The 23,140-nt window shown below is 75.1% G+C and carries 20 protein-coding genes and 1 pseudogene; 9 read left to right on the top strand and 12 right to left on the bottom strand.

Features of this window, described 5'->3' with window-relative positions; translation table 11 throughout:
- Positions 1 to 16 precede the first annotated feature (16 nt).
- The gene (locus C8D89_RS23535; RefSeq protein ID WP_116710627.1) at positions 17 to 910 is read left to right on the top strand and encodes a glycoside hydrolase family 26 protein; all 894 of its coding nucleotides are present in this window, start codon (positions 17 to 19) and stop codon (positions 908 to 910) included.
- Here the strand turns inward: C8D89_RS23535 and C8D89_RS23530 are convergent.
- Genes C8D89_RS23530 through C8D89_RS23500 form a run of 7 tightly spaced genes read right to left on the bottom strand, consistent with a single transcriptional unit; the run spans position 822 to position 10,700 of the window.
- Positions 822 to 2,123 carry a glycosyltransferase gene (locus tag C8D89_RS23530; RefSeq protein WP_207787386.1) on the bottom strand — a complete coding sequence of 434 codons (1,302 nt, stop codon included), beginning with the start codon at positions 2,121 to 2,123 and terminating at the stop codon, positions 822 to 824. The two genes, C8D89_RS23535 and C8D89_RS23530, sit on opposite strands and share 89 nt — an antisense overlap.
- Positions 2,110 to 3,306, bottom strand: a complete 1,197-nt coding sequence (locus C8D89_RS23525) for a GNAT family N-acetyltransferase (protein WP_116710573.1) — start codon at positions 3,304 to 3,306, stop codon at positions 2,110 to 2,112. The genes C8D89_RS23530 and C8D89_RS23525 overlap by 14 nt, the downstream gene beginning before the upstream one ends.
- On the bottom strand, positions 3,293 to 4,408 hold the full coding sequence (locus tag C8D89_RS23520; protein ID WP_116710572.1) for a YveK family protein: 1,116 nt from the start codon (positions 4,406 to 4,408) through the stop codon (positions 3,293 to 3,295). The genes C8D89_RS23525 and C8D89_RS23520 overlap by 14 nt, the downstream gene beginning before the upstream one ends.
- A complete protein-coding gene (locus tag C8D89_RS23515) occupies positions 4,405 to 5,535 on the bottom strand; it encodes a glycosyltransferase (protein WP_116710625.1) in 1,131 nt (376 codons plus the stop codon). The genes C8D89_RS23520 and C8D89_RS23515 overlap by 4 nt, the downstream gene beginning before the upstream one ends.
- Positions 5,532 to 6,254 (bottom strand): polysaccharide deacetylase family protein, encoded by a 723-nt coding sequence (locus C8D89_RS23510; protein ID WP_116710571.1) that lies wholly within the window; start codon positions 6,252 to 6,254, stop codon positions 5,532 to 5,534. Before C8D89_RS23510 ends, C8D89_RS23515 begins: the two co-directional genes overlap by 4 nt.
- Complete coding sequence (locus C8D89_RS29490; RefSeq protein WP_165825899.1) at positions 6,251 to 9,301, bottom strand: lipid II flippase MurJ; 3,051 nt, start codon at positions 9,299 to 9,301, stop codon at positions 6,251 to 6,253. The genes C8D89_RS23510 and C8D89_RS29490 overlap by 4 nt, the downstream gene beginning before the upstream one ends.
- Positions 9,291 to 10,700: a sugar transferase gene (locus C8D89_RS23500; protein ID WP_207787385.1), complete on the bottom strand. Its 1,410-nt coding sequence runs from the start codon at positions 10,698 to 10,700 to the stop codon at positions 9,291 to 9,293. Before C8D89_RS23500 ends, C8D89_RS29490 begins: the two co-directional genes overlap by 11 nt.
- Before the next feature lie 495 nt (positions 10,701 to 11,195).
- Here C8D89_RS23500 and C8D89_RS23495 point away from each other — a divergent pair, with 495 nt between their 5' ends.
- Positions 11,196 to 13,130 (top strand): metallophosphoesterase family protein, encoded by a 1,935-nt coding sequence (locus C8D89_RS23495; RefSeq protein ID WP_116710570.1) that lies wholly within the window; start codon positions 11,196 to 11,198, stop codon positions 13,128 to 13,130.
- 423 nt (positions 13,131 to 13,553) lie between these two features.
- Entirely contained in the window at positions 13,554 to 14,462 is a 909-nt protein-coding gene (locus C8D89_RS23485; RefSeq protein WP_116710568.1) for an LLM class F420-dependent oxidoreductase, read from the top strand.
- A 17-nt stretch (positions 14,463 to 14,479) separates the two neighbouring features.
- On the opposite strand, the gene C8D89_RS23480 is transcribed toward C8D89_RS23485, so the two are convergent.
- Positions 14,480 to 15,454, bottom strand: coding sequence for a bile acid:sodium symporter family protein (locus C8D89_RS23480; RefSeq protein WP_116710567.1), 975 nt, complete (start codon positions 15,452 to 15,454; stop codon positions 14,480 to 14,482).
- 208 nt (positions 15,455 to 15,662) lie between these two features.
- Between C8D89_RS23480 and C8D89_RS23470 the strand changes: the two genes are divergently transcribed.
- Both C8D89_RS23470 and C8D89_RS23465 read left to right on the top strand, forming a co-directional pair.
- Positions 15,663 to 16,796 carry a hypothetical protein gene (locus C8D89_RS23470; protein WP_133252034.1) on the top strand — a complete coding sequence of 378 codons (1,134 nt, stop codon included), beginning with the start codon at positions 15,663 to 15,665 and terminating at the stop codon, positions 16,794 to 16,796.
- A 71-nt stretch (positions 16,797 to 16,867) separates the two neighbouring features.
- The gene (locus tag C8D89_RS23465) at positions 16,868 to 18,094 is read left to right on the top strand and encodes an alpha/beta hydrolase family protein (protein ID WP_207787384.1); all 1,227 of its coding nucleotides are present in this window, start codon (positions 16,868 to 16,870) and stop codon (positions 18,092 to 18,094) included.
- A gap of 49 nt (positions 18,095 to 18,143) precedes the next feature.
- On the opposite strand, the gene C8D89_RS23460 is transcribed toward C8D89_RS23465, so the two are convergent.
- Genes C8D89_RS23460 through C8D89_RS23450 form a run of 3 tightly spaced genes read right to left on the bottom strand, consistent with a single transcriptional unit; the run spans position 18,144 to position 19,786 of the window.
- Complete coding sequence (locus C8D89_RS23460) at positions 18,144 to 18,572, bottom strand: TA system VapC family ribonuclease toxin (RefSeq protein WP_116710563.1); 429 nt, start codon at positions 18,570 to 18,572, stop codon at positions 18,144 to 18,146.
- Positions 18,569 to 18,808, bottom strand: a complete 240-nt coding sequence (locus C8D89_RS23455; protein WP_116710562.1) for a ribbon-helix-helix domain-containing protein — start codon at positions 18,806 to 18,808, stop codon at positions 18,569 to 18,571. Before C8D89_RS23455 ends, C8D89_RS23460 begins: the two co-directional genes overlap by 4 nt.
- 18 nt (positions 18,809 to 18,826) lie before the next feature.
- The gene (locus C8D89_RS23450; RefSeq protein WP_116710561.1) at positions 18,827 to 19,786 is read right to left on the bottom strand and encodes an alpha/beta fold hydrolase; all 960 of its coding nucleotides are present in this window, start codon (positions 19,784 to 19,786) and stop codon (positions 18,827 to 18,829) included.
- A 182-nt stretch (positions 19,787 to 19,968) separates the two neighbouring features.
- On the opposite strand from C8D89_RS23450, the gene mntA reads away from it, so the two are divergent.
- The 4 genes and pseudogenes from mntA (at position 19,969) to C8D89_RS23430 (ending at position 22,393) form a co-directional block, all read left to right on the top strand.
- On the top strand, positions 19,969 to 20,370 hold the full coding sequence (gene mntA, locus C8D89_RS23445; RefSeq protein WP_116710560.1) for a type VII toxin-antitoxin system MntA family adenylyltransferase antitoxin: 402 nt from the start codon (positions 19,969 to 19,971) through the stop codon (positions 20,368 to 20,370).
- Positions 20,371 to 20,494: 124 nt separating this feature from the next.
- Positions 20,495 to 20,788 (top strand): annotated as a pseudogene (gene hepT, locus C8D89_RS31210) (type VII toxin-antitoxin system HepT family RNase toxin); the annotation flags it as partial.
- 175 nt (positions 20,789 to 20,963) lie between these two features.
- Positions 20,964 to 22,082, top strand: coding sequence for a WD40/YVTN/BNR-like repeat-containing protein (locus tag C8D89_RS23435; RefSeq protein WP_116710558.1), 1,119 nt, complete (start codon positions 20,964 to 20,966; stop codon positions 22,080 to 22,082).
- Positions 22,079 to 22,393, top strand: a complete 315-nt coding sequence (locus tag C8D89_RS23430) for a MoaD/ThiS family protein (RefSeq protein WP_116710557.1) — start codon at positions 22,079 to 22,081, stop codon at positions 22,391 to 22,393. The genes C8D89_RS23435 and C8D89_RS23430 overlap by 4 nt, the downstream gene beginning before the upstream one ends.
- Positions 22,394 to 22,404: 11 nt before the next feature.
- Here the strand turns inward: C8D89_RS23430 and C8D89_RS23425 are convergent, their stop codons facing one another.
- Positions 22,405 to 23,037: an Rv1352/Rv1906c domain-containing protein gene (locus C8D89_RS23425; protein WP_116710556.1), complete on the bottom strand. Its 633-nt coding sequence runs from the start codon at positions 23,035 to 23,037 to the stop codon at positions 22,405 to 22,407.
- Between the last annotated feature and the right edge of the window lie 103 nt (positions 23,038 to 23,140).

Below are 23,140 nucleotides of genomic sequence, written 5' to 3'. Positions count from 1 at the left end.
GACGTCGGAGGCGCCGATGACAAGGGCCAACGCCGAGGGCCGGGTGCCCTTCGGCGCGTTCCTGGGCTCCGACGCGCGCGGGGTCGCCAAGTACCCCGGGTTCATCGAGTGGCTGGGGCCGAACGCGGTGGCCCCGACCGTCGGGCACACCTACCTGCCCGGCAACGGCTGGCGTGACATCGAGGTGCCGGACCCGTACGTCGGGCCGTGGGCGAACTGGGTCGCCGAGGTCCCCGGCCGCATCCTGGTGGTGAACATCCCGATGCTGGTCCCCAACGAGCCGCCCCTGCCCGACGACTCGGTGCGCGGCCTGCTCGAGCAGGGCGCCGCGGGACGCTTCGACAGCCACTTCCAGCTGCTCGCCCAGCGCCTGGTCGCCCTCGGCGCGGAGAGGGCGATCCTCATCCCCGGCTGGGAGATGAACGGGCTCAGCTACACCCACCGGTGCGAGCCCGACCCCGAGGCGTGGAAGGAGTACTTCCGGCGCATCGTCGGCGTGATGCGGTCCGTCCCGGGCCAGCAGTTCCAGTTCAACTTCAACTCGACCCGCGGCACCGACGCCATCCCCTGGACCGAGTGCTACCCCGGCGACGACGTGGTCGACATGCTGGGCATGGACACCTACGACCAGCCGCCGGGCCAGACGTTCGAGGACTACGTCCGCCAGCCGTACGGCCTGGGCGCCCAGGTCGAGTTCGCCCAGCAGCACGGCAAGCCCGTCTCGTTCCCCGAGTGGGGGCTCCTGCGCTACGGCGACCGGCCCGAGTACGTCCGGGAGATGCTCGCGTGGATGGAGTCCCAGGACGCGGTCTTCCACACGATCACGGACTACTGCCCCAGCGGTGTCTACGAGTGCCAGCTGAACCCCGCGTCGGCGCAGGAGTTCCGCTCGCACTACGCGCCGTCCTGAGGAGCCCCGCGACCTCGGCGGTGAGCCCGGCGAGCTCCTCGTGCGTCACCGCGACGTCGAACCGCTCGGCGCGCCCGCGCGCGGCCTCCCCCTCCCGCCGGCGCCGCTCGTCGTCGCGCAGCCGGGCAACGACGGCGTCGGCCAGCGCCGGGGGGTCGGCCGGCGGGACCAGGGCACCGGCCTCCGGCGGCGCGGCGTCCTCGTCGAGGCCGTCGTCGAGGACCTCCCGGATGCCGTCGACGTCGCTGGCCACCACCGGGCGGCCGCAGGCCATCGCCTCGAGCACGGTGAGCGCGAGTCCCTCCCATCGCGACGGCACCACCACCACGTCCGCGGCCGCATACCAGGGGCGCACGTCGTCGACCGGCCCGACCTGGCGGATGCCCGCCGTGCCGGAGGGGATCCGGACGCCGCCGCGCTGCACGTCGCCGACCAGCACGAGGATCGCGGTGGGGCAGGCGGCGCGCACCGCGGGCCACGCCGCCACGAGCACGTCCTGACCCTTCTGGCGCGTGCACCGCCCCACGCAGACGACCACCGGGGCGGCCGCGGGCAGCCCGAGCTCCGCCCGCGTCGCGGCCCGCTCCGCGGCGCCGACCGGGCGATAGCGCTCCAGGTCGACCCCGCTGCGGACGACCCTGAGGCGGTGCCCGAGCCCCGCCCGGCGTCCGGTCTCCGCCTCGTCGTGGCCCACGCACACGAGCGCCGACGTCCACCGCAGGGCCCGGCGCTCCCCGGCCCGCAGCACCGGCGCCGCGACGGGCGGGACGGCCTGCCACGACCAGGCGTGCGGCTGGAAGATCGTCGGGATCCGCCCCCGCACGACGAGCCGGCCCGCCAGGCCCGCGGTGGAGGAGTGGAGGTGGACGACGTCGGGCTGCGCGACCCGGACCAGCTCTGCGAGGGAGCGCACGTCACGACGCAGGCTGCGCGTGCCGCGACCCGCCGACCACGGGACCAGCGACGCCTCCGCCCGGTCCCCGTCGAGGCGCCGCCGGACGGTGCCCTGCGGGGGTGCGGCGACCGAGACCCGCCAGCCCCGTCGGGCCTGGTCGATGGCGACGGCGGCGACGTACTCGGGGACGCCGCCGTCGGGCGGTTGGGCGACGTGGAGCACGTGGGGTGCGGCGTCCGGCGACCGGCGCGGCGTCGGGATGCGTCCCTCGAGCCCCGCGGTGGGGCCCCGCGGCAGCCGCACCTCATCGGCGTCCACGGCCGACCTCCCCGAGGACACGCCGGCCCGACCGCAGCCGCTCCACCACCGCGCGGGCCCGGGCGTCCTCGCGCAGCCGACCGCGCGCCGCGGCGAGGGCGCGGCGTCCGGTCACGTAAGCGCGGGCGCGGACGGAGTCGCGCAGCGGGAGGACGAGGCGGTCGTGGCGCACGGTGCGCGGGTGCCAGCGGTCCTTGTGGGACTCCCCGCCCCGCAACATGCTGAACTCCACGAGACCCCGCCGGGCCGCCAGCGACAGGGAGGCGGCCAGCAGCATCGCCGTGACGTTGAGCGTGGAGCGCAGCTCGGGCCGGTGACCGTAGAGGTAGCCGCCCGCGGTGTCCCGCCCGAGCAGCACGAGCTCCACCGCGACCACCTCGTCGTCGATGCGGTGCTCGAGCAGCGCGGCGTCCCCGGAGCGGACCATCGCGCGCGTCGCGCGGGTCAGGAAGTCGGCGAACCGCGGCCGGGTGTGCTCGGGCGTGATCGACCGGTCGCGCCACGCGTCCCGGTGCAGGGTGAGGAGCCGGGCGATGCCGCCGCCCACCTCGTCGGCCGGCAGCTCCCGGTGGTGCACGCCCGCCTCCGTCACGGAGCGCACCTCGCGGCGGCGATGCCCGCGGGTGCGGGAGGAGTAGCCGGCGAGGAGCTGGTCCATCGGCAGGGCGGGCAGCACCGCCGCCGTGGACGAGGGTCGCGCGAGCACCGGCCGCGGCCAGTGGTCGACCAGCCGTCGCAGGTTCGCGGTGGGAGGGACCTCCGGCGCGTCGATCACGTCCGCGAGCGGGAGCAGCGCCTCCACCAGGACCGGTGCCACCCGGTCCGGCCGGTCGAGCAGGACGTCGGTGTGGTCGGCGAGGGCTCCCCCGAGGGGGACGAGGACTCGCACCCCCAGGCGTCGGACCAGGTGGAACGGCGCCGCGGCCCGCAGCACGCCGTCCTCCCGCACGGTGACCAGGCGCAACCGCCCGCGGCGGCCGTAGACCGCCCACCACGCCTCGAGCCAACCGGGTGAGAGGAAGGGCATGGCCCGGTCGTCGGCCCGGTAGAGGCGGTCGAGGTCCGCGCGCAGCGCGCGCAGCCCCGCGAGGTCGGTGATCACCGCGGTGGTCCAGGCAGGAGCCTCGACCTCGGGCGCGCGCTCCGCCACGGCGACCGCGGCCCGGTCCTCACGCGTCGTCACGGGCGCGGTCCTCCCCCGCCTCGCCGGGGCCGGGCGCGGCGTCGTCCCGCTCGGTGACCGGATCGCCCGCCGCGTCCTCCGCGTCCTCCGCGTCCTCCCACGGCGGGTCCGTGCGCGCGGCGTCGACCCGCCCGACCTCGGTGGTGTCCGGGTCGGTGGTGTCCGGGTCCGGCGTCTCCTCGACGCGCGGGGCGGCGTCGCCGTTGCTGCTCGGCGCGACGCGCGTCGCCGCCCCGGCGGCGGCCGCCGCGAGTGCGGAGGCCGGCATCCGCTCGGTGGTCGGTTCGAGGTCGACGCGGCGCCGCAGCGGCGTCGGGCGCGTGCCCGGCTCGGACGGGTCCGGGGTGCGCGCCTCGGGGATCCGCGCGCCCGTCTCGGCTCCCGTCTCCGGCCTCGTCCCGCCCAGTGTCTCGTCCGTTGTCTCGCCCGTTGTCTGGGCCGCCGCCTCGTCCGCCTGCTCCTTGGGGCGCGGCGAGGGCCGGGGGCCCTCCCCACCGGACGCCGGCCGCGGGGCCGCGGGCGCGGCGCCCCAGCGCTCGGGCACGGTGCCGATGCCCGACGCGACGGCGAGGGCGCCGAGCAGCACCCCGGCGCCGGCGCCGATCGCGAGGATGGCGCCGTCGCTGAGGCTCGACGGCGTGACCGGCACCGCGGCGGGGCTGAGGATCGCGACCCGCATCCCGGTGTCGGGCGTGCGGGCGTTGCCGAAGGTGGTGAACGCCCCGGCGATGGCGTTGGCCCCGTTCGTCGCCCGTTGCGCGTCGACCGACCGCGTCGTGATCTCGATCAGAGGGGCGTCGGGCGAGGTCGAGGTCCGCGCCGAGGACGCGAGCTCCGGCAGCGGGATGGCGGCGACGGCGGAGGCGTCGACGAGGACCTGCGGGGCCGTGGCGATGCGCCCGAAGGCCTGCGCGAAGCCGAGCGCGGCCTGGCTGTTGGCCGGGTCGACGGCGGCGACGGTGACGTAGCTCGTGGCGCTGTAGGTCTTCGGGACCGCGGCCGCGTAGATGCCCCCGAGCGCGAGCCCGATGAGCGCGAGCGCGACGACCACCCACCATCGACGGACCGTCCGGTCCAGGCTGCGTACGAGCGTGCTCCTCATCGGGTTCCTCCCTCTCCGGCCGGGACGGCGGGCCGGTCGGCGCGGCCCAGCCGCGCGTACTCCTCGTCGAGCCGGGCCGCGACGCGACGGATGTCGTAGTGCTCGACCACCGGGGCGGGCTCCCGCGCCGCCGCGGCGGGGTCCGCGGCCAGCTCGGTCACCGCGGCGGCGATGGCGGCCGCGTCGACGGCGACGCGGCGGGTCCGGGGCGCCCGGTCGGCCGGGTGTTCCTCGAGCGCCGGGCAGGCGGCGTACGCCACGGGCAGCCCGGCGGCGACCGCCTCGACCACCCCCAGGCCGTAGGTCTCCTCGGGGCAGGCCGAGACGAAGACGTCCATGGCGGCGAGCACCCCGGGCACGTCGGTGCGCTCCCCGGCGAGGACCACGCGCCCACCGAGCCCGAGGCGCGCGACCTGCCCGCGCAGCTCGTCCTCCGCCGGACCGGTCCCGACGACGAGGCCCACCGTCTCCGGCAGCAGCGCGAGGGCGTCGACGACGGCGTCGACGCGCTTGGTGGGCACGAGCCGTCCCACGGTCCCGACGACGCGGGCGTCGGCGGGGATGCCGAGCTCCGCCCGCGTGCTCCGGCGGAGGTCGGGGCGGAACGCCAGCCGCTCGGCCTCGACGCCGTTGGGGACCACCGTGATCCGGTCGGCCGGCACGCCCCACCGCCGCATCCGCTCGGCGGTCGTCGCGGACACCGCGACCGTGTGGTCGCCGAGCAGCTCGGCGGCGCGGTAGAGGGCACGCAGCCCGGGTCGCCCGGTCGGTCGGCCCTCGAGGAGGCGGTCACCCAGGCTGTGCTCGGTGGCGATCACGTGCGGCACGCCGGCGAGGCGCGCCGCGAGCCGGCCGTGCACCTGCGCGCGGAAGAGGTGGACGTGCACGAGGTCGAACCGCCCGCCGCGCATCAGGCGCACGAGCCGCACGAGGCCGCGGAGGTCGCGGTTGCCGCGCATGCCGATCGCGTGGACCGGCACCCCGTCGTCGACGAGGCCGTCGGCCACCACGCCGCGTCCGGTCAGCACGGCGACCTCGCTGTCGGCGGCCGAGTACCGGCACAGCAGGCGGACCTGCTGCTCGGCGCCGCCGGCGCCCAGGCCGGTGATGACGTGGAGGACCCTCATGCCGGGGCCCTCCGGTGGCCCGTCCGGTCCCGCAGCGACCGCACGCACTTGGCCACGAGCCGGGCCGGGGTGTCGGCCTCGCCCACGAAGGTGCGGGGGATCGTCCAGACGTCGCGGCGGGGCGCCCGGCGCACCGCGACCCCGTGCTCGTAGCCGGCCTCGCGGACCGCGGCGTGCGCCGGCAGGTCGACCGACCCGTAGGGGTAGGCGAAGCCGGTGACCCGGGCGCCGAGGACGTCCTCGAGGACCAGCCGGCTCTCCACCACCTCCCGCTCGAGGTCCTCCGGCGCGAGCCCGGCGAGGGGCCGGTGCGCCACCCCGTGCGCGGCGACCTCCATGCCGAGGGCGGCGACCTCGCGGAGACGGGCCGGCGTCATCAGCGGCTTGACCGCGCCGGCGGACTCCCAGTCGTTCGTCCTCCCGAGCCGTCCGGCGACGACGTAGACCGTGGCGTCGAAGCCGTACTCGTCGAGGACATCGACGACGACGTCGGCGAAGTCGGCGTAACCGTCGTCGAAGGTCAGGCCCACCATCCGGTCGCGCAGCGGCCCGGGCGGGGTCGCCAGCAGGGTCCGCATCGAGACCCCGCGTCGCCCGGCCCGTCGCAGCGCGTCCATCTGCGCGCGGAAGCGGCGGGGCGAGACCGTCACGTGGAACGGGTCGTCGTCGGTGGGGCCCACCGAGTGGTACATGAGGATCCAGGGCCAGCGGGCCGTCATCGGACCTCCTCCGGGGTCGAGGTCCGCGCCCGGGCGAGCAGCGCGCGGCCCGGCATCCAGCGCTCGTGGGCGAGCAGCACGAGGCCGAAGGCGATCGTCATGCCGGTCCCGCCGACGAGCACGGCCCGGAGCGGTGGGGCGCCGTCGAGCACCCCGGCGAGGAACACTCCCGCCGCGGCCGCGGCGGCGGTCGGCAGGAGAAGCAGGCTCGCCGACCGCGCCAGGCGCGGGAGCGCGCGGCGGTCGAGGTCGAGGCCGGAGCCGGGGACGAGCAGGAGGGCGACGGCGGTGATGCCGGCCGCGTTCGCCAGGGCGATGCCGGGCGCCCCGAGGGAGCCGAGCAGGAGCGCGCCGACCACGGCGGTGACCACGAGCCCGCCGACCATGACCACCGCGGGGTACCAGGACGGACGGTCGCGACTGAAGAACGACCGGCACAGCACCTCGACGACGCCCTGCCCGACGAGCCCGAGGACGTAGACCTGCAGGATGCCCGCGGTGGCCGAGACGTCCTCGGGCGTGAAGTTGCCGCGGCCGAGGAGCAGGTCGACGACGGGCCCGGCGAAGAGCACGAGGAAGGCGGTGGAGAGAAGGACGATCGCGGTGATGACGTGCAGGTCGGTCACCAGGCGGGCGCGCACCCGGTCGGTGCGCCCGGCGGCGGCGCTGCGCGCGAGCACCGGGAACGTCACGGTCGCGATGAGCAGCGCGAGCGTCGCGGGGAGCTGCCCGACCTTCTGCGCGTAGTTGAGGTGCGAGATCGACCCCGGCTCCAGCCACGACCCGAGGAAGCGCTCGATGTATATCTGGCCCTGGCGCAGCAGGATGTAGGCGCCGACGGGCAGGAGGGCCGCGAGGACCACGGCGTCGAAGCGGCGGATCCGCCGAGGCCACGGCACGCGGCGCCAGGCGCTCGGGAGGAGCACCGCGACCATGCAGACGGTGCCCACGACGATGCCGATCACCGCGGCGAGCACGCCGATGCGCTGGTGCAGGGCGACCAGCGTGACGATGAGCCCGACGTTGCACGCGGTGCTCACCGCCGCCGGGGGGCCGAAGACGTCGTGCCCGCGCAGGAACGCGCTGAGGTAGCCGGCGACCCCGATGAACACCAGGCCGAGCGCCGCGACCCGCATGCTCGTCGCCGCGAGTGCCGGATCGGCGAGCCCGGGCGCGATGACCCCGACGAGGAACGGGGCGAAGATCACGACGAGCACCGAGAGGGCCACGAGCACCAGGGCGATCGCGGGCAGCGAGCGCTCCACCAGCTCGCGCAGGGCCCGTTTCGGGTCCTCCGCGGCGGCGGCCCGGACGAAGGCCGGCACGAACACCAGCGCCATCGCGCCCTCGATGAGCAGCGGCTGCGCGGTCTCGGTGACCATCCAGCCGAGCAGGAACGCGTCGGTCTGCGCCGTGGCGCCGAAGAGGCCGGCGACGAGCAGGTCGCGGACGAGCCCGAGCAGCGAGCCGAACGTCACGAGCGCGATCGACAGGATCGATGCGCGCACCAGGAAGCGGCCCGACCGGGAGGACGTGCCCGCCCCGTCCGGAGGGCCGGTGACCTTCGCCGGGGTGGGTGTCGCCGCGCCCGGCTCGGGCCGGAGCCGGATCGCCGGGGTGGGGACCGGCTCGCCGGGGTGGCGGGACCCGAGCGACCACCACAGCGTCAGGCCCAGGCCGACGGCGATGGCGGTGCTCGAGGGGCCGCCGATGTCGCCGTAGACGAACGTGACGAGCAGGAAGACCAGGAGCCCGCACGCCGCGACGCCGCTCGCGCCGCCCCCGCCGCGCACGCTGCGCACGGCCCGGTGGAGCCCCGCGACGAGGGCGACCACGAGCAGGGCCACCAGCGCGATCGCGCCGAGGACGCCCTGTTCGGCCAGGACGAGCAGGTACAGGCTGTGCGGGCTGAGCAGGGGCTCGCGGTGGAACCGCTCGCCCGAGAGCTGGACGTCGCTGCCGCTGGAGAGGGCGAGCGGGGCGTGGGCGTCCCGGCCCTCCGGGAACGCGCGCAGCCCGATGCCGCTGACCGGGTGCTCCGCCCAGATGCCCGTCGCGGCCTGCCAGAGCCCGTAGCGGTCGCCGACCGACTGGTCGGCCTGCCCGGAGACGGACGCGACGATCGAGGTCGCGCGCTCCTGCACCAGGTTCGGCCGGCCCAGCTCGGTGGGTCCCGAGCCCAGCCCCACGACGATCACCCCGGCGGCGGCGAGGCCGACCGCCCCGACGGCGAGGGCGCGCCGGCGGGCGACGAGCACGACGACGAAGGCGCCCACGAGCACGCCGATCCAGGAGCCGCGGCTGTAGGACATGAGCAGCGGCACGACGAGGCCGAGGGCCACGATCCCCGCAGCGACCCGGACCCCTCGGGGGCCGCGCCCGAGCGCGACGGCCAGGGCCACCAGCAGCCCGAAGCTGACCACGGTGGCCATGCCCATGATGTCGTCGGCGCCGTAGGTGCCGACGGCGCGGATCGGCTCGCCGCCGTAGGACGCCCCGGTGCCGGTGGCCGCCTGCACCACGCCGACGACGCCCTGGACCACGGCGGCGCCCACGACCCCCGCGCCGACGAGGACCTCGTCGACACGGTCGCGGATCACCAGGACCACGCCGAGCGGCACGAGCACGAAGAGCTGGAGCCACCGCAGCAGGCCGGGCAGGCTCCCCGCCGGGTCGACCGAGGTCACGGTCGACACCACGGCGGCGAGCGCGACCGCCCCGAGCAGCAGCGCCGCGCGCCGCGGCAGGACCGGCCGGCGCCTCCCGAGGAGCACCCCGACGAGCGCGGCGCAGAGCAGCACGGACGCGACGTCGCCGACGGTGATCGAGCCCGCGTCGTCGTCCGCGGGGATGATCGGCACCCCGGACCCCGCGAGCACGGCGACCACGAGCAGGCTCGGGCGACGCAGCACCACGTGCAGGGCGGCGACCAGCCCGGCGAGCGGGACCAGCACCACCGACCACGTGCGGCGGCGGGGTGCCCGCCGCTCGTCCGCCGCCCCGGCCCGGTCCGTGGGGGGAGCGCCGGGCGCCGCGTCAACGGCCACGGGCGAACACGACCTCGATGACGGTGCGCAGCAGGACCTTCACGTCGAGCCACGGCGACCAGTTCTCGATGTAGAAGTTGTCGAAGCGCGCCCGGTCGGCGACCGACGTGTCGCCGCGCAGGCCGCTGACCTGCGCCAGCCCCGTCAGGCCCGACGGGACGCGGTGGCGCAGGCCGTAGCCGGGCAGCTCGGCGGCGAACTTCTCGACGAAGTAGGGACGTTCGGGGCGGGGGCCGACCGTCGTCATGTCCCCGCGCAGGATGTTCCACAGCTGCGGGAGCTCGTCGAGCGACGTGCGGCGCAGGAACCGCCCGACCGGTCCCACGCGCGGGTCGGTGGCGACCGACCAGAGCGTCGCGGACTCCTCCCCGGACCGGGGCGCCAGGGTGCGGAACTTCAGGCAGGTGAAGACCCGGCCGTCACGCCCGACGCGCTCCTGCCGGAACAGCGGGCTCCCCCCGGTCTCGATCCGCACGGCGAGGGTGCAGGCCCCGAGGACGGGGGCCAGGAGCACCAGGGTCACCGCGGCGAACACGACGTCGAACGACCGCTTGAGCACCGCGGACGGTCCGCGCAGTGAGGGGGTGCGGATCCGCATGATCGGGATGCACGCGATGTGGTCGCCCTGCACGGCCTGGGTGCAGAGGCTGTGGAGCCGGGGCACGACGAGCAGGTCGCACGGGCGGCAGGGCGGGCGGCGCACCAGCTCCACGAGCCGCGGCTCGGCGATGTCGGTCTCGGAGACGATGATGACCTGGACACCGCAGGACGCGACGACCTCGGCGAGGTCCTCGAAGTCGGCCAGTCGCGGGATCACGCGCTCCGCCTCGGGGCGGGCGCGGTCGTCGACGAAGCCGATCGGCCGCAACCCGTACTTGCGCTGCTCGACCAGCAGCTCGGCCAGGTGGCCGGTCAGCCCGCCGCCGCCGACGAACACCGTGGGCCGGGCCACCAGGCCGCGGGTGCGGGCGACACGGATCGCTTGAGTGGTGATCGTCCGCCCGACGACGACGAGCCCGGCCCCGAGGAAGGCCGCCGGCAGGAAGGTGGTGACGTCTCCACGGAGGAGCAGGAGCACACCGACGACCAGCCCGATGGCGGCGAGGAGGTTGGCCAGGAGGGTCGGCAGGTCATCCAGGACGCTGATGTGCAGCCGCGCCCGGTAGCGCCGTCCTCCCGTGAGCAGGGCGAGACCGACGACCGCCAGCGCCTCCAGGCCCAGGAGTTGCTCGGGGACCAGCAGCGCGGGCGTCAGTATCGCCACCGCGTCGACGGGGAGCACGATCATCCACGCGCAGAGGCGTCCGAGCAGCCGCCGTGCCCGCGTCTCGTCGACCGGCCATGCTGCGGTCGCCCGGGACGCGGGCACGAGCGCTCGCGCCGACGCCGTCCTGCCCATCCTCCGCCCCCTCACCGAGGGCTCGCGAGCCAGCGGCGGTGGCCGGCGCGACCGTTCCCCCCGATCGCGGCCCCGCTGGGTCGACGAGCCCCTGCTGCGGTTCGTCAGGGGTAGCACAGGAGTCTCCGCGGGTACCACTCTCTGCGACCACTGAGCTGCCACTCAGCGCGAGTCGTTTCTCCTTCGAGTGGTAAGCGACAGGAGATCGTGACCAAGTCCGAGGCAACCTCCCGGAGAGTCACGAGAATGGCGTAGAGGACTGCTCGAATGGAGCAGGACTCGCCGGGGACGGCCGCGACGCTCCGCATCGGGCAGTCGACCGGGGAATCGGCCCTCCGCGGCGGCGCCGATACGACGAGCGGCGCCCCGATCACCTCTGGGCCGAAGGGCTGAGCCGCGGCGTGTGCGGTGGACCATCGGCGCCGCGGATGGTCACCTGACCCCCGAGCCGGCCCACCGCGCGGACGCGGCCACTGCTTCGCGGAGGAGAGCCCGGTGACCGCACGCGAGACCGTCGGGCGAGCCGCCGAGCGCGCCCTCGAGCCCGTCGAGACGTCGCTGCGGCCCGCCTACCGGTGGTTGTTCCGCCTCGGGCGGCGGGGGAGCCGGTACGCCGGGCCCTCGGGGTACGACATGGCGCCGGGTCTGATGGTCGTCCAGAAGGACGAGGGCGCCGGCGCCGTGCACCTGTGGGTCGCCGCGTTCCTCCACCGCCAGGAGACCGACACGCTGCGGGTGCGGGTGCGGCTCCTCGACGGCGACGGCGTCGCGGTCCACGCCGCGCACCACGACCTGACCTGGTTCGTGATCGACGACGAGCGGGTCGTGACGCGCTGGGAGCCCGGCAGCCGCCTGTTCCACCGGCACGTGCCGATCCCGACGACCGCGCTGCGCCGCGGCGAGGACCACACCGCGGTCGCGGAGGTGGTCGACGTCGTCGACCGCGAGCACAATCCGCACGTCGGCGAGGCGCGTTGCCAGGTCCGGCTCGCGCCGCGACGGCTCGAGGTGGGCGCGAGCCTGCGCGTGGTCGTCGGCTCCTGCTACGACTCCTACACCGACGACCACGCGCGGTTGCCGGCGGCGTACGCGGCGCACGTGCCGGCGCGCCTCGGCGGGCGCCCCGACCTGACCCTCCTGCTCGGCGACCAGGTCTACGCCGACACCCCGTGGTGGAGCTACATGCTGCAGGCCCGGGCGGTCCCCCGGAGCTCCACGCTGCTCGAGTACTGGGCGAGCTGGGGCATGCAGACGCCCCGGCACCGCGCCGACGGCCCGGGCCGGGGCCTCGGGCCGGTCCTCACGGACGGCCCCACCTTCTTCCTCCCCGACGACCACGAATTCTGGAACAACTGGCCCCACGCGTCGGTCACCGCGAAGCACTCGTTCCTCAACCAGGCGCGGGGCCTCTTCGGCGGCCTGGCCCGCGGCCTCGCCGCGGCCCGCGAGCTCGTGGCCGAGCCGACCGTCGAGGTGCCGGAACACCCGGGGGACGTCCCCGCCGGCGCCGACGAGCGCAACCACCTCCCGGTGCACCCCGACGAGTGGGGCCGGTGGAGCCGAGGCGCGTTCGACCTCTTCGGTTCCTTCCAGACCCGCAGCGTCCGCGAGCGCGAGGGCGGCCCCATCACCCGCGGCGAGTTCTCCGACGACCCCCGCCGCGACCCGACGCGCCCACCCCGCGACGGCACCCCCGGGGTGGTCCACCAGCCGCTGACCCCGCCGCTGCAGATCGTCGACCTGGGCCCGGTGTGCGTGTCCCTGCTGGACACCAGGACGCGGCGCACGCGCTCGCGGTCGCATGCCCGCTGGTCGCGGTTCGTCGACGACGAGTGCCTGGACCACCTGCTCGAACGGGCGGCCGGCGCCGACCTCTTCGTCCTGGCCATGCCCGAGCCCGCCCTGCAGGCCCCGGCGCGGTGGCGGCCGAGCCTGCCCGGGTTCTCCGACTTCGGCATCCGCCACTACGTCGCCCAGTACACGGCGTTCTGGAACCGGCTCGTCGAGGCCCGGGCGGGCCGGCCGACGGTCCTGCTCGGCGGGGACATCCACCGCAGCCACGTCGCGCACTCGACCTCGCACGCCCTCGTTCAGGTCGTCGCGTCGCCGTTCTCGCTGGTCTACGGGTACAACACCTGGGAGAGGATCAAGTACCGCAACGAGTCCGGGCCGCCGCCCGCCGGGCCGTTACCGGGCTCGTGGCTGCCCGCGGAGCGGACCATCGCCCTGCGCGGCCACCCCGACCACCGCGACGGCTTCGCCGGCCTGACGCTCGAGCGCATCGACGCCGAGCGCTACCGCCTCGACGTCTCCCTCTGCCCGATCAACCTCGACGACCCGGTCGCGGCCGTGCGCTACGACCTCGTCACCGCCGGCCCGGACATCGGCGTCCACCGCGTGCGGTCCGCCGACCCCGCCGCGCAGGGATAGCGCCGCTCGCCGGTGTCCTCGGCGGGCACGCGCAGTTCGCGCTCGCGACGGAAGCCCTCCCGCATCGACCTCATCCGCACCCGCGCCGACATCACCCACATCGTCGAGCCCCGCCGCATCACCGAACCCCTCCCATCACCACGCCCCGCGCCCCGCCCCCGACCCCTGCCCGACGACCGCTGGCCCGACGACGAACCCATCGACCCCGACTGGCTCACCAAGGTCGCGGCCCGAGCCGCGGCGAAGCGTCCCCGCCCGACGGCGCCCGCCGCGTCAGCCGCTTCCACCGATCCCGACGACCCGCCTCCGTTCTGACGACCACCACCGACGACGTTCGGTTGATGGACACGCCTCGCTCTCCGGGCTCATCGTGGGTGGCCCCGCGTGGCCGTCGAGGTGACGCGACCTCGAGGAGGAGGGGCCATGGCCGAGGACGGCAGGGAGCTCGCGGCGGCCCTCGGACCGCTGGGGTTGTGGACGGGTCAGTTCGACGGGCAGCAGTTCGCCCAGGTCCGGTCGGCGGTCTCGGCCCTGGAAGGCCAGGGCTGGCCGGCGCTGTGGTTCATCGAGGCGCTCGGGCGGGAGGCGCTGACCCAGGCGGCGCTGCTGCTCGACGCCACGGAGCGGATGATCGTCGCGACCGGGATCGCCAACGTCTGGGGGCGCGACCCGATGGCGCTCGCCGCGGCCCGGAACACGCTGGCCGAGGCCCACTCGGGACGCTTCGTGCTCGGTCTGGGCGCGAGCCACGCTCCCCTGGTGGGCATGCGCGGCCACGAGTACCGGCGGCCGCTGGCGAGGATGCGAGAGGTCCTCGACGGCATCGACGCCGCCCCGGTGCAGGGCGCGATCGCCGGCGCGGAGGCTCCCCGCGTCCTCGCCGCGCTCGGTCCCCGCATGCTCGACCTGGCCGCCGAGCGTGCGGCCGGCGCGCTGACCTATCTGGTCACGCCCGAGCACACCCGCACGGCGCGGAGCCGCCTCGGGTCGTCGCCCGCCCTCTGCGTCGAGCAGGCGGTCACGCTCACCGACGACGTCGAGGAGGCGCGGCGCATCGGGCGCAAGCACCTCGAGATTTACCTCGGCTGGCCGAACTACGTGAACAACTGGAAGCGGCTCGGCTTCACCGACGACGACGTCGCCGGCGGCGGCAGCGACCGTCTAGTGGACGCGATGGTCGTGGCCGGGAGCGTGGACCGCGTCGCCGAACGCGTCCGCGAGCACCACGACGCGGGCGCGGACCACGTCTGTCTCCAGGTCCTGCCCATGGACGCCTCCGCGATGCCCGAGCAGGAATGGGCCGACCTGGCGAGCCTCCTCCCCCGGTCATGACGTCGGAGCGCTGAACCTCACGACACCGGACCCCTCGACCGCCGGGCGGCCCGGTCACCGGTCCGGGCCACGGGGCGGCGCGCCCAGAAACCGGCGACGAGGGAGCCGGAGATGTTGTGCCACACCGAGAACACCGCCGCCGGCAGGGCAGCCGCCGCGGTGAAGTGGGTGGTGGCGAGGCTGGCCGACAGTCCCGAGTTCTGCATGCCGACCTCGATCGAGATCGCCCGGCGCGCGGACTCGTCGAGGCCGACCAGCCGGGCCGCGCCGTACCCCAGCACCAGCCCGAAGACGTTGTGGACGATCACCGCGAGCACGATCACCAGGCCGGCGGTGAGCAGCTCCTCCGCACTGCCCGCGACGACGGCCATCACGACCGCGGTGATCCCGAGCACCGAGACCAACGGCAGCACCGGCAGCGCCCGTTCGACGGCGCGGGGCACGAACCGGCGCAGCAGGAACCCGAGCACCACAGGAACGAGCACGACCTGCACGATCGACAGGAACAACGCGCCCGGCGCCACCGGCAGGTAGCTGCCCGCCAGCCAGAGCACGAGCAGCGGGGTCAGCAGCGGAGCGAGGAGCGTGGACACGCTGGTCATCGCCACCGACAGCGCCACGTCCCCCCGCGCCAGGTAGACCATGACGTTGGACGCGGTGCCCCCGGGCGCGCACGCCACGAGGATCACGCCCACCGCGATCTCGGGACTCAACGGCAGCGCCATGGTGATCAGCCACCCGAGCAGTGGCATGATCACGAACTGGGCCACCACGCCGATCACGAACGCCACCGGCCGCGTCGCGACGTAGGCGAAGTCGACCGGGCGCAGGGTCATCCCCATCCCCAGCATGATCAGCGCCAGCAGCCACGGCACCGCCACGGTCCAGCCGCTGAACGCGCCCGGAACCGCCAGCGCCACGGCGCCGGCGACGAGCACGATCAGCGGGAACCAGCGGGCGATCCCCTCGGCGACGGCACCCGCTCGTGACATGCGTCCTCCCCCTCGCGATCTCGTGAGCCGAGGCTGCTCGTACCCCTCGCGCCGACGGGATGTCAACGCGCGACGACCGACCGCAGGACGCGTGCCGCCACTCGAACGAGTGACACTGCGTGATCCACCGATAACGAGCCGTGGTGCCGGCCCGATGGCGTGGTTGCAGAACACGCGATCACCAATCCAGAGTCGGGGAGCACCTCAGATGAGCAAGCACCGTCGCCCCACCGCCGCCGCGCTGGGCGGGATGACCCTCGCCGCTGCCGTGCTGCCCCTGTTCGGTGGCACCGCGTCGGCCGAGACCTTCACCGAGTGCCAGCAGCGCCGCGCCCAGGCGGTGGAGGCCCTCGACGGGCAGCGCGCCGACCTCGCCCCGGCCCAGGCCGCTCTGGCGGACGCCCGGACGACGCTGTCCGAGGCGATCGCCGCCCGGGACGCGGCCCAGGGCCCGGCCCGCGAGGCGCGGCGCGCCCTGGCCGGACTCGAGGCCGAGGTGACGCAGGCGCGGGCCGACCTGGAGGCGGCGCAGGCCGAGGAGCAGGAGGCCCGTGACGCGCAGTCGGTGGCGCAGCAGGCGGTGCGGGAGGCGACCGAGCTGCCAAAGGGGACGGCCGAGGAGCGCGCGGCGCGGCAGGCGGCGATCCAGGAGGCCCAGGCCGACCTGGCGGCGGCCCGTGAGGCCACTGCGGAGGCGGTGGCGGAGAAGAAGGCCGCGAGCGCGGCGCTGTCGGAGGCCAACCAGGCGGTGCAGGGGGCCAACCAGGCGATCGCGACGCTCGAGGACGCCGAGGACGCGGTCGCCACCGCGCGGGCGGAGCTCGCCCAGGCCCGGTCGGCGCTCGACACCGAGCAGGCCGAGGTCCGTGACGCCCGCGCCGCGGTCGACGCGATCACCTGCGAGCGCCCCCAGCCCGCGCCGCCCCCCGCCCCGCAGCCCGTGCACCACAACGGCGGCCACCACGACCGCCACCACGGCCATGACCGCGACCACGAGCACGACCGCCACCACGACGGCCAGCACCACGACGGCCAGCACCACGGCCACCACGGCACGGCGAACGCCGTCACCGAGGTCGCGGTCGTGCAGCAGAACACCCAGGTCGTCGAGCACGACACGGTCATCCCGCACGACACCGTCGTCGAGCACGAGACCGTCGTCGAGCACGACACCGTCGACGCGGACGACGACACCGAGGTGTCCGCCTACCCCGTCGGTGGCGTCGACGCCGGCGACGGCTCGGGCGGGGGCGGGCACATCGGCACGGCGCTCGCCGGGATGGCTGCGCTCGGCCTGACCGGCGCCGGTGCGTACGCGTGGCGGCGCGGCCGGCTCGGCTGACCTGGCGTGGCCGCCCTGGCTCGCAGGGCAGCTGCTCGGCCAGGATGTGGCACGAACAGAGGAGGTGGACCGTGACCCGGGGTCGGTCGAACACGGTGTTCTCGGCAGGGTTCTTCGCCGACGAGGGGTGGGACTTCGCCGTGCGCATCGCCCTGGGCCAGTGCGCCTCGGGGGCCACCGACGCCGGCGAGGTGCTCGCCACGATCGCGCGGATCAAGGGTGCCGACACCTGGACCACGGAGTGGTCCGCCCGCGCCGACCAGCTCCAGGGCACCGCCGAGCACCGCGCCGAGCAGGGCGACGAGCGCGGCGCCGCCGCGGCGTTCCTGCGCGCGGCGAGCTACTGGGCCCTGGCCCTCGACGGCCTCACCGGCGAGCAGGACTCCGAGCGCCTCACCAGCACGTTTCGCGCCCACCGCGCGAGCTGGGAACGCTTCGTCGACTGCTCGGGCGGGCGGCACGAGCCGGTGGCGGTGCCCTACGAGGACACCACGCTGCCCGGCTGGCTGTTACGGCCCGACGCCACAGGGACGCCACGCCCGACGCTGGTGATGACCAACGGCAGCGACGGCGCGCTCACCTCGCTGTGGGGCAGCGGGGCGGCCGCGGCCCTCGAGCGGGGATGGAACGCCTTCGTCTACGACGGGCCCGGCCAGCAGTCGATGCTCTTCGAGCGCGGCGTCGGCTTCCGCCACGACTGGGAGGCCGTCCTCACCCCGGTGGTCGACGCCCTCGTCGGCCGCGACGACGTGGACGCCGACCGCCTGACCGCCTACGGCATCAGCCAGGCCGGCTACTGGCTGCCCCGCGCCCTGGCCTTCGAGCACCGCTTCGTCGCCGCCGTCGCCGACCCCGGCGTGGTCGACGTGTCCACCGCGTGGACCGAGAAGCTGCCCAAGAACATGGTCACGATGCTCGAGCAGGGACAGCGCGACAAGTTCGACCGCAACATGCGCCTGCCGATGCTCATCCCCTCGGTCGCCCGCACCCTGCGCTTCCGCGCCCGCCCCTACCAGCAGGGCGACTGGTTCGACACCTTCACCGAAGCCCGCCGCTACCGCCTCACCGACGAGCTCGCCGGGGCGATCCGCACCCCCCTGATGATCACCGACCCGGAGGACGAGCAGTTCTGGCCCGGCCAGTCCGAGAAGCTCGCGAACCTCGTCCCCGGCTCCCACCGCGTGACGTTCCTGGCCGCCGAGGGCGCCAACGAGCACTGCCAGCCCCTGGCCCGCCAACTCACCCACGAACGCATGTTCGCCTGGCTCGACCAGCAACTGAGTGCTGCTCGGACCTGACGACGGCCGGCGATCACGAGTCGAACGCTCACGCACCACTGCGGGTGTGTCAGAGAACGACGAGGTTGTCCTCGGTGGCGCCCGGGACCGCCTCGCGGACCAGCGCGCGGTCGAACGTGACGAACCGGCCGTCGTGCGCCGAGGCGAGCGCCAGCAAGTAAGCGTCGGTCACCTGCCGAGGCCCGTGCAACCGTCTGGCGTCGATGGACTGCGGGTCGAGGAGGCTGACCTCACACGACCAGTACACGTGGTGGGGCTCCGCAGCGGCTCGACCGAGGAGGGCCACCGCCTCCGACGGAGAGATGGGGCTCGGGTAGCGGGGCTGAGTGATCACGCGGACGAAGCCGTTCTGCGTGATCGCGCACGAAGCCCACCCGGATGTGATCTCGGCGCCGAGCCAATCCCATGCACGACGGTGCTCCGTGTGATCTGCGTCGAAGAGGGCGAGCAGGACATTGACGTCCAGGAGCGCCCTCACTCCCACTCCTCGTCGCGGAGTTGGTCGACGAAGGCGTTCGACACCGCAGGACCGCGGTGGGGCAGCGGGCGGAAGCCGTACTGCTCCTGGTCGCCCGTCCCGCGGGCGCGCCCTCGCCCGGTCAGTGCCTCGCGCGCGAGCTCGGAGAGCACTTCACCGACGGAGCGCTTCTCGCGCGCAGCCCGCTCCTTGACGGCCAGGAGCACGTCGTCGTCGATACTCACGGTGGTGCGCACGCACCTGATGCTAGCGCATCACGAGTGCCTGCCCGCCCGGCCCGCGCGGGCCGAACGCCGCCACCGGCGCACCACGCCGGCGAGCGCGCGGCGGCGAGCCGCCCACCAGGCTCGCGCGGACCGGTGGAGGCGCCGCAGCGGCCCGGCGGCCTCGTCGATCCGGTCGACCTCGGGGGGAAGGACGCGATCGAGGAAGTCGTGCAGCGCGTCGGTGAAGGCCTGCGGGGCGTCCAGGTTGCTCAGGTGCGACGCCGAGGGGATCACCACGAGCTCGGTGCGCGGGTCACGCCGGACCCAGCGCCGCGCGCCCACGGCGATGTCGCCGACGCGGTCGTCGGCACCGTGGACGATCAGGGTCGGCACCGGCAGCCGGTACTCCGGCTCGACGGACAGCGCGTCCGAGAGCAGCGACGTCAGCACTCCGACCGCCGTCGACTGGGGCATCGCCGCGGTGGTCTCCCGGACGTAGTGCCGGGCCTCGGGCTCCCTGGCGGTGACGCGCTCGGCGGCGCGCAGGAACAGCCAGCGGGGGTACCAGGCCAACGGACGCACCGCGGCGAGGGCCGCGATCCGCTGGGCCGGGAGGCGTGCGGCACTGTTGCTGGTCGCGTCGGCGACGACGAGGGCGTCGACCCGGTCCGGTACGCGGCGCACGACCTCCTGGGCGATGTTGCCGCCCAGACTCAGCCCGACCAGGGCCAGCGAGCCGGGTCGCAACACGTCGAGCAGCGCCAGCACATCGTCGACGGCGTCGTGGAATCGGAACGTGCCGGACGCTGTCGACTCCCCGTGGTGGCGCAGGTCCGTGGTGACCACCCGGTAGCGTTCTCGGAGGTCACGGACCTGCGGCTGCCACGCATGGTGGTCCAGGGTCGCGCCGTGCAGCAGGAGCACCGTCGGCGCGTGCTGTGCATGCTGTGGCCCCTCGACCCAGTAGGTCAGCGTCGCGTCCGGTCGTTCCAGGGTGCGTGCGCTCATGTCCGTATCCCCCGCGACCCCCGCACAGGGCGTCGCATCCGCGGCCCCGCCAGCACGACGGGCGATCACGCCACCGTCTCCCGCGGCCCATCCAAGGTCAACCAGATGCGAGATACGCCAAGCGCGAGGGCCCTCCGACGCCTCGACGGCCACACCGATCCGGACGCGCTACGGTGCCGAGCATGGAGCCCGCCGAGCTCGCCGCGGCCCTCGCCGGCCATCCGGCCACGGCGGGGATCGGGGTCCTGGTCCTCCACGGCTCTCGAGCCCGCGGCGACGCCGGGCCCGACTCGGACTGGGACCTCGCCTACCTCGCCGACGACGAGCCCGACGCTCCCCCACCCGACGCGGCCGCCCTCGTCGCCGTGGTGACCGGCCTGCTCGGCACCGACGCGGTGGACCTCGTCGACCTCGCGACAGCCAGTGCGCTGCTGCGCTTCCGCGCCGCCCGCGACGGTCTGCTACTGCTCGAGAGGCGGGACGGAGCCTTCCTCGACTTCCGCCTCGAGGCGGTGCGGTACTGGTGCGACGCCGGCCCGGTGATCCGCGCCGCCCAGGCCGACGTCCTTGCGTCCCTGGGGTGAGCCGCGCCGTCGACGGCGAGCTCCTCGCCGAACGCACCGCCACCGTCCTCGCCCACCTCGACCGGGTCGCGGCCCATCTCCCGGACGACCCTGACGAGCTGCGCCCGATGTCCTCCCCACCGACACCGTCGTCCTGCACGTCTGGCAAGCCATCCAGGTCGTCATCGACCTGGCGACCGCGACGTGCGTCCGGCTCGGCCTCGCGAGTCCACCCACCTATGGCGACGCGTTCCGTCTGCTCGCCAACGCCGGTGTCATCGACGCTGCCCTCGGGACGCGTCTGGCGCGTGCCGCGGCCTTCCGCAACCTCCTCGTGCACGGCGACGGACGCCTCGACCTGCGACGTGTCCACGCCATCGCGCGCACGGGTCCGGAAGACCTCCGCGCCTTCCTCGCCGCCCTCCGTAACCAGGCCTGACGCGACTCCTCGCGACGCCGACCGCCCCCACACCGCCCCGCGCTGACGCGCAGGACGGACGGTGACGGCACCAGCACGGTTCAGAGTCGGCACCTGCTCATCCTGCAAGGCACCTTTCCGGTTGCTCCTCGATACCGCTAGGCTCTCCAGCCTCCGACCCGGGGGAGGTCCGCAGATGAGCGGCGTGCGCGTGCTGGTGGGGACACGCAAGGGCGGGTTCGTCATGACCGCCGACGGGACGCGGCGGGACTGGACGGTCGACGGGCCGTTCTTCGGCGGCTGGGAGATCTTCCACATGGCCGGGTCGCCCGCCGAGCCGGACCGGCTGTGGGCCTCGCAGTCCGGCGGCTGGTTCGGCCAGCAGATCCAGCGCTCCGACGACGGCGGGCGGACGTGGGACCCGGTGGGCAACCACTTCGCCTATGCGGGCGACCCCGGCACCCACCAGTGGTACGACGGCACCCCGCACCCGTGGGAGTTCGCCCGCGTCTGGCACCTCGAACCCTCTCCGGTCGACCCCGACCTCGTCTACGCCGGTGTCGAGGACGCCGCGCTGTTCCGCTCCACCGACGGCGGGGCGACGTGGACCGAGCTGCCCGCGCTGCGCACCCAGGGCGACGGGAAGCACTGGCAGCCCGGCGCCGGCGGAATGTGCCTCCACACGGTGCTGCTGCACCCCACCGACCCCGACCGCATCCACGTCGCGGTGTCGGCGGCCGGGGTGTTCCGCACCGACGACGCGGGCGCCACGTGGGCACCGGCCAACCGCGGCCTCGACTCCGGGGGCGTGCTGCCCGACGCCACCGCCGAGGTCGGCCACTGCGTGCACCGCCTCGCCCGCCACCCCTCGCGACCCGACACGATCTTCATGCAGAAGCACTGGGACGTCTGCCGCTCCGACGACGCCGGCGGCACCTGGCGCGAGATCTCCGGCGACCTGCCCACCGACTTCGGCTTCCCGATCGGCGTGCACGCCCACGAGCCCGAGACGCTCTACGTCGTCCCGATCACCAGCGACTCCGAGCACTTCCCCCCGGACGGGAAGCTGCGCGTCTACCGCAGCCGCGTCGGCGGCGAGGAGTGGGAACCGCTGACCGAGGGCCTGCCCCAGCAGCACTGCTACGTCAACGTGCTGCGCGACGCGATGGCGCTCGACACCCTCGACGACTGCGGCGTCTACATCGGCACCACCGGCGGCCAGGTCTACGTCTCCCCCGACGGCGGGGACCACTGGGACGCGATCGTCCGCGATCTGCCGGCGGTGCTGTCGGTGGAGGTGCAGACGCTTCGATGACACCGCCCACCGGCACCGTCCGCGTCACCCTGCCCCAGCACCTGCGCCGGCTGGCCCGCATCGACGGCGAAGTTCGCCTCGACCCGGCCGAGCCGGTCACCCTCGCGACCGTCCTCGACGCCCTCGAGGCCCGCCACCCGGTCCTGCGCGGCGCGGTGCGCGATCACGACACCCATCGCCGCCGCCCGTTCGTCCGCTTCTTCGCCCGCCGCGAGGACCTCTCCCACCTCGCCCCCGACGAACCCCTACCCGCCGAGGTGGCCACCGGCCGCGAACCGCTCCACGTCATCGGTGCCATGGCCGGCGGGTGAGGCGGTCCGAGCTAACCCATCGTCCAGGTGCACGGGCCCTCGAGGACGACGCCGGCGTCGGCGCGGACGACCCGCAGGGTCGCGGGCCCGTCGACCTCCCGCTCGGCGATGACGTCCTGCGGCCGCCCGTCGAAGCCGGAGATCCGCACGGTGGCGCAGGAGGCGTCGCCGGGCGGGCCGGAGGTGACGTAGCGACCGGCGGACATCTCGTCCGGCTCGTCCCCGACGACGTGGACGCCGGGCTGGTACACGGGCAGCGGCGGCGCGCTCGCCGGGTCGGGCGCCGGCCCACCGACGGTCGCGGCGCCGCCCAGCACACCGACGGCCACGCCGCCGACGAAGGCGCCCGCCACCAGCAGGCCGATCGCCCAGCGCCGCGGCCGGGAGGTGGCGCCGGGGCGACGCTCGTGGTCGGGCTCGTGTCGACGCTCGTCCCCGGGCTCCGACGGCGGAGGGACGCCCGGCGGCTCCGGTCCGGGCGGCTCCCCGGTCGGTGGCGGTGCGGCCGTCGACGGCGCCGGTGGCCCGACGGGGCGCGTGGTCTCCCGGTCCGGTCGCTGCGGGATGGCGGGGTTGGACCGCCGGGCGGGCGGTTCCGGCGCCCGCACGAAGCGTCCGGCCTCCGGGTCGAACACCGATCCCACCCGACTCCCTCCGCGTCGCCGCTCGTCTCCTCGGGCCGGGCCCCGCGCCGAGGCGCGGCCCCCTCCGACTATTGCGGCGAGCCCCGCCGGACGTCACCGCCCC

The organism is Actinomycetospora cinnamomea, assembly GCF_003096675.1.
Lineage (GTDB): Bacteria > Actinomycetota > Actinomycetes > Mycobacteriales > Pseudonocardiaceae > Actinomycetospora > Actinomycetospora cinnamomea.
Note: the sequence above shows the minus strand (reverse complement) of the source record. Positions and strands in the feature narration are given on the sequence as shown.

What these genes read in the sequence shown, in the direction of transcription:
- C8D89_RS23535 (WP_116710627.1), top strand. Translation starts at nt 17, where the DNA reads ATGACAAGGGCCAACGCCGAGGGCCGGGTGCCCTTCGGCGCGTTCCTG.
- C8D89_RS23520 (WP_116710572.1), bottom strand. Translation starts at nt 4,408, where the DNA reads ATGAGGAGCACGCTCGTACGCAGCCTGGACCGGACGGTCCGTCGATGG.
- C8D89_RS23515 (WP_116710625.1), bottom strand. Translation starts at nt 5,535, where the DNA reads ATGAGGGTCCTCCACGTCATCACCGGCCTGGGCGCCGGCGGCGCCGAG.
- C8D89_RS23510 (WP_116710571.1), bottom strand. Translation starts at nt 6,254, where the DNA reads ATGACGGCCCGCTGGCCCTGGATCCTCATGTACCACTCGGTGGGCCCC.
- C8D89_RS23500 (WP_207787385.1), bottom strand. Translation starts at nt 10,700, where the DNA reads ATGGGCAGGACGGCGTCGGCGCGAGCGCTCGTGCCCGCGTCCCGGGCG.
- C8D89_RS23485 (WP_116710568.1), top strand. Translation starts at nt 13,554, where the DNA reads ATGGCCGAGGACGGCAGGGAGCTCGCGGCGGCCCTCGGACCGCTGGGG.
- C8D89_RS23480 (WP_116710567.1), bottom strand. Translation starts at nt 15,454, where the DNA reads ATGTCACGAGCGGGTGCCGTCGCCGAGGGGATCGCCCGCTGGTTCCCG.
- C8D89_RS23470 (WP_133252034.1), top strand. Translation starts at nt 15,663, where the DNA reads ATGAGCAAGCACCGTCGCCCCACCGCCGCCGCGCTGGGCGGGATGACC.
- C8D89_RS23450 (WP_116710561.1), bottom strand. Translation starts at nt 19,786, where the DNA reads ATGAGCGCACGCACCCTGGAACGACCGGACGCGACGCTGACCTACTGG.
- mntA (WP_116710560.1), top strand. Translation starts at nt 19,969, where the DNA reads ATGGAGCCCGCCGAGCTCGCCGCGGCCCTCGCCGGCCATCCGGCCACG.
- C8D89_RS23435 (WP_116710558.1), top strand. Translation starts at nt 20,964, where the DNA reads ATGAGCGGCGTGCGCGTGCTGGTGGGGACACGCAAGGGCGGGTTCGTC.
- C8D89_RS23430 (WP_116710557.1), top strand. Translation starts at nt 22,079, where the DNA reads ATGACACCGCCCACCGGCACCGTCCGCGTCACCCTGCCCCAGCACCTG.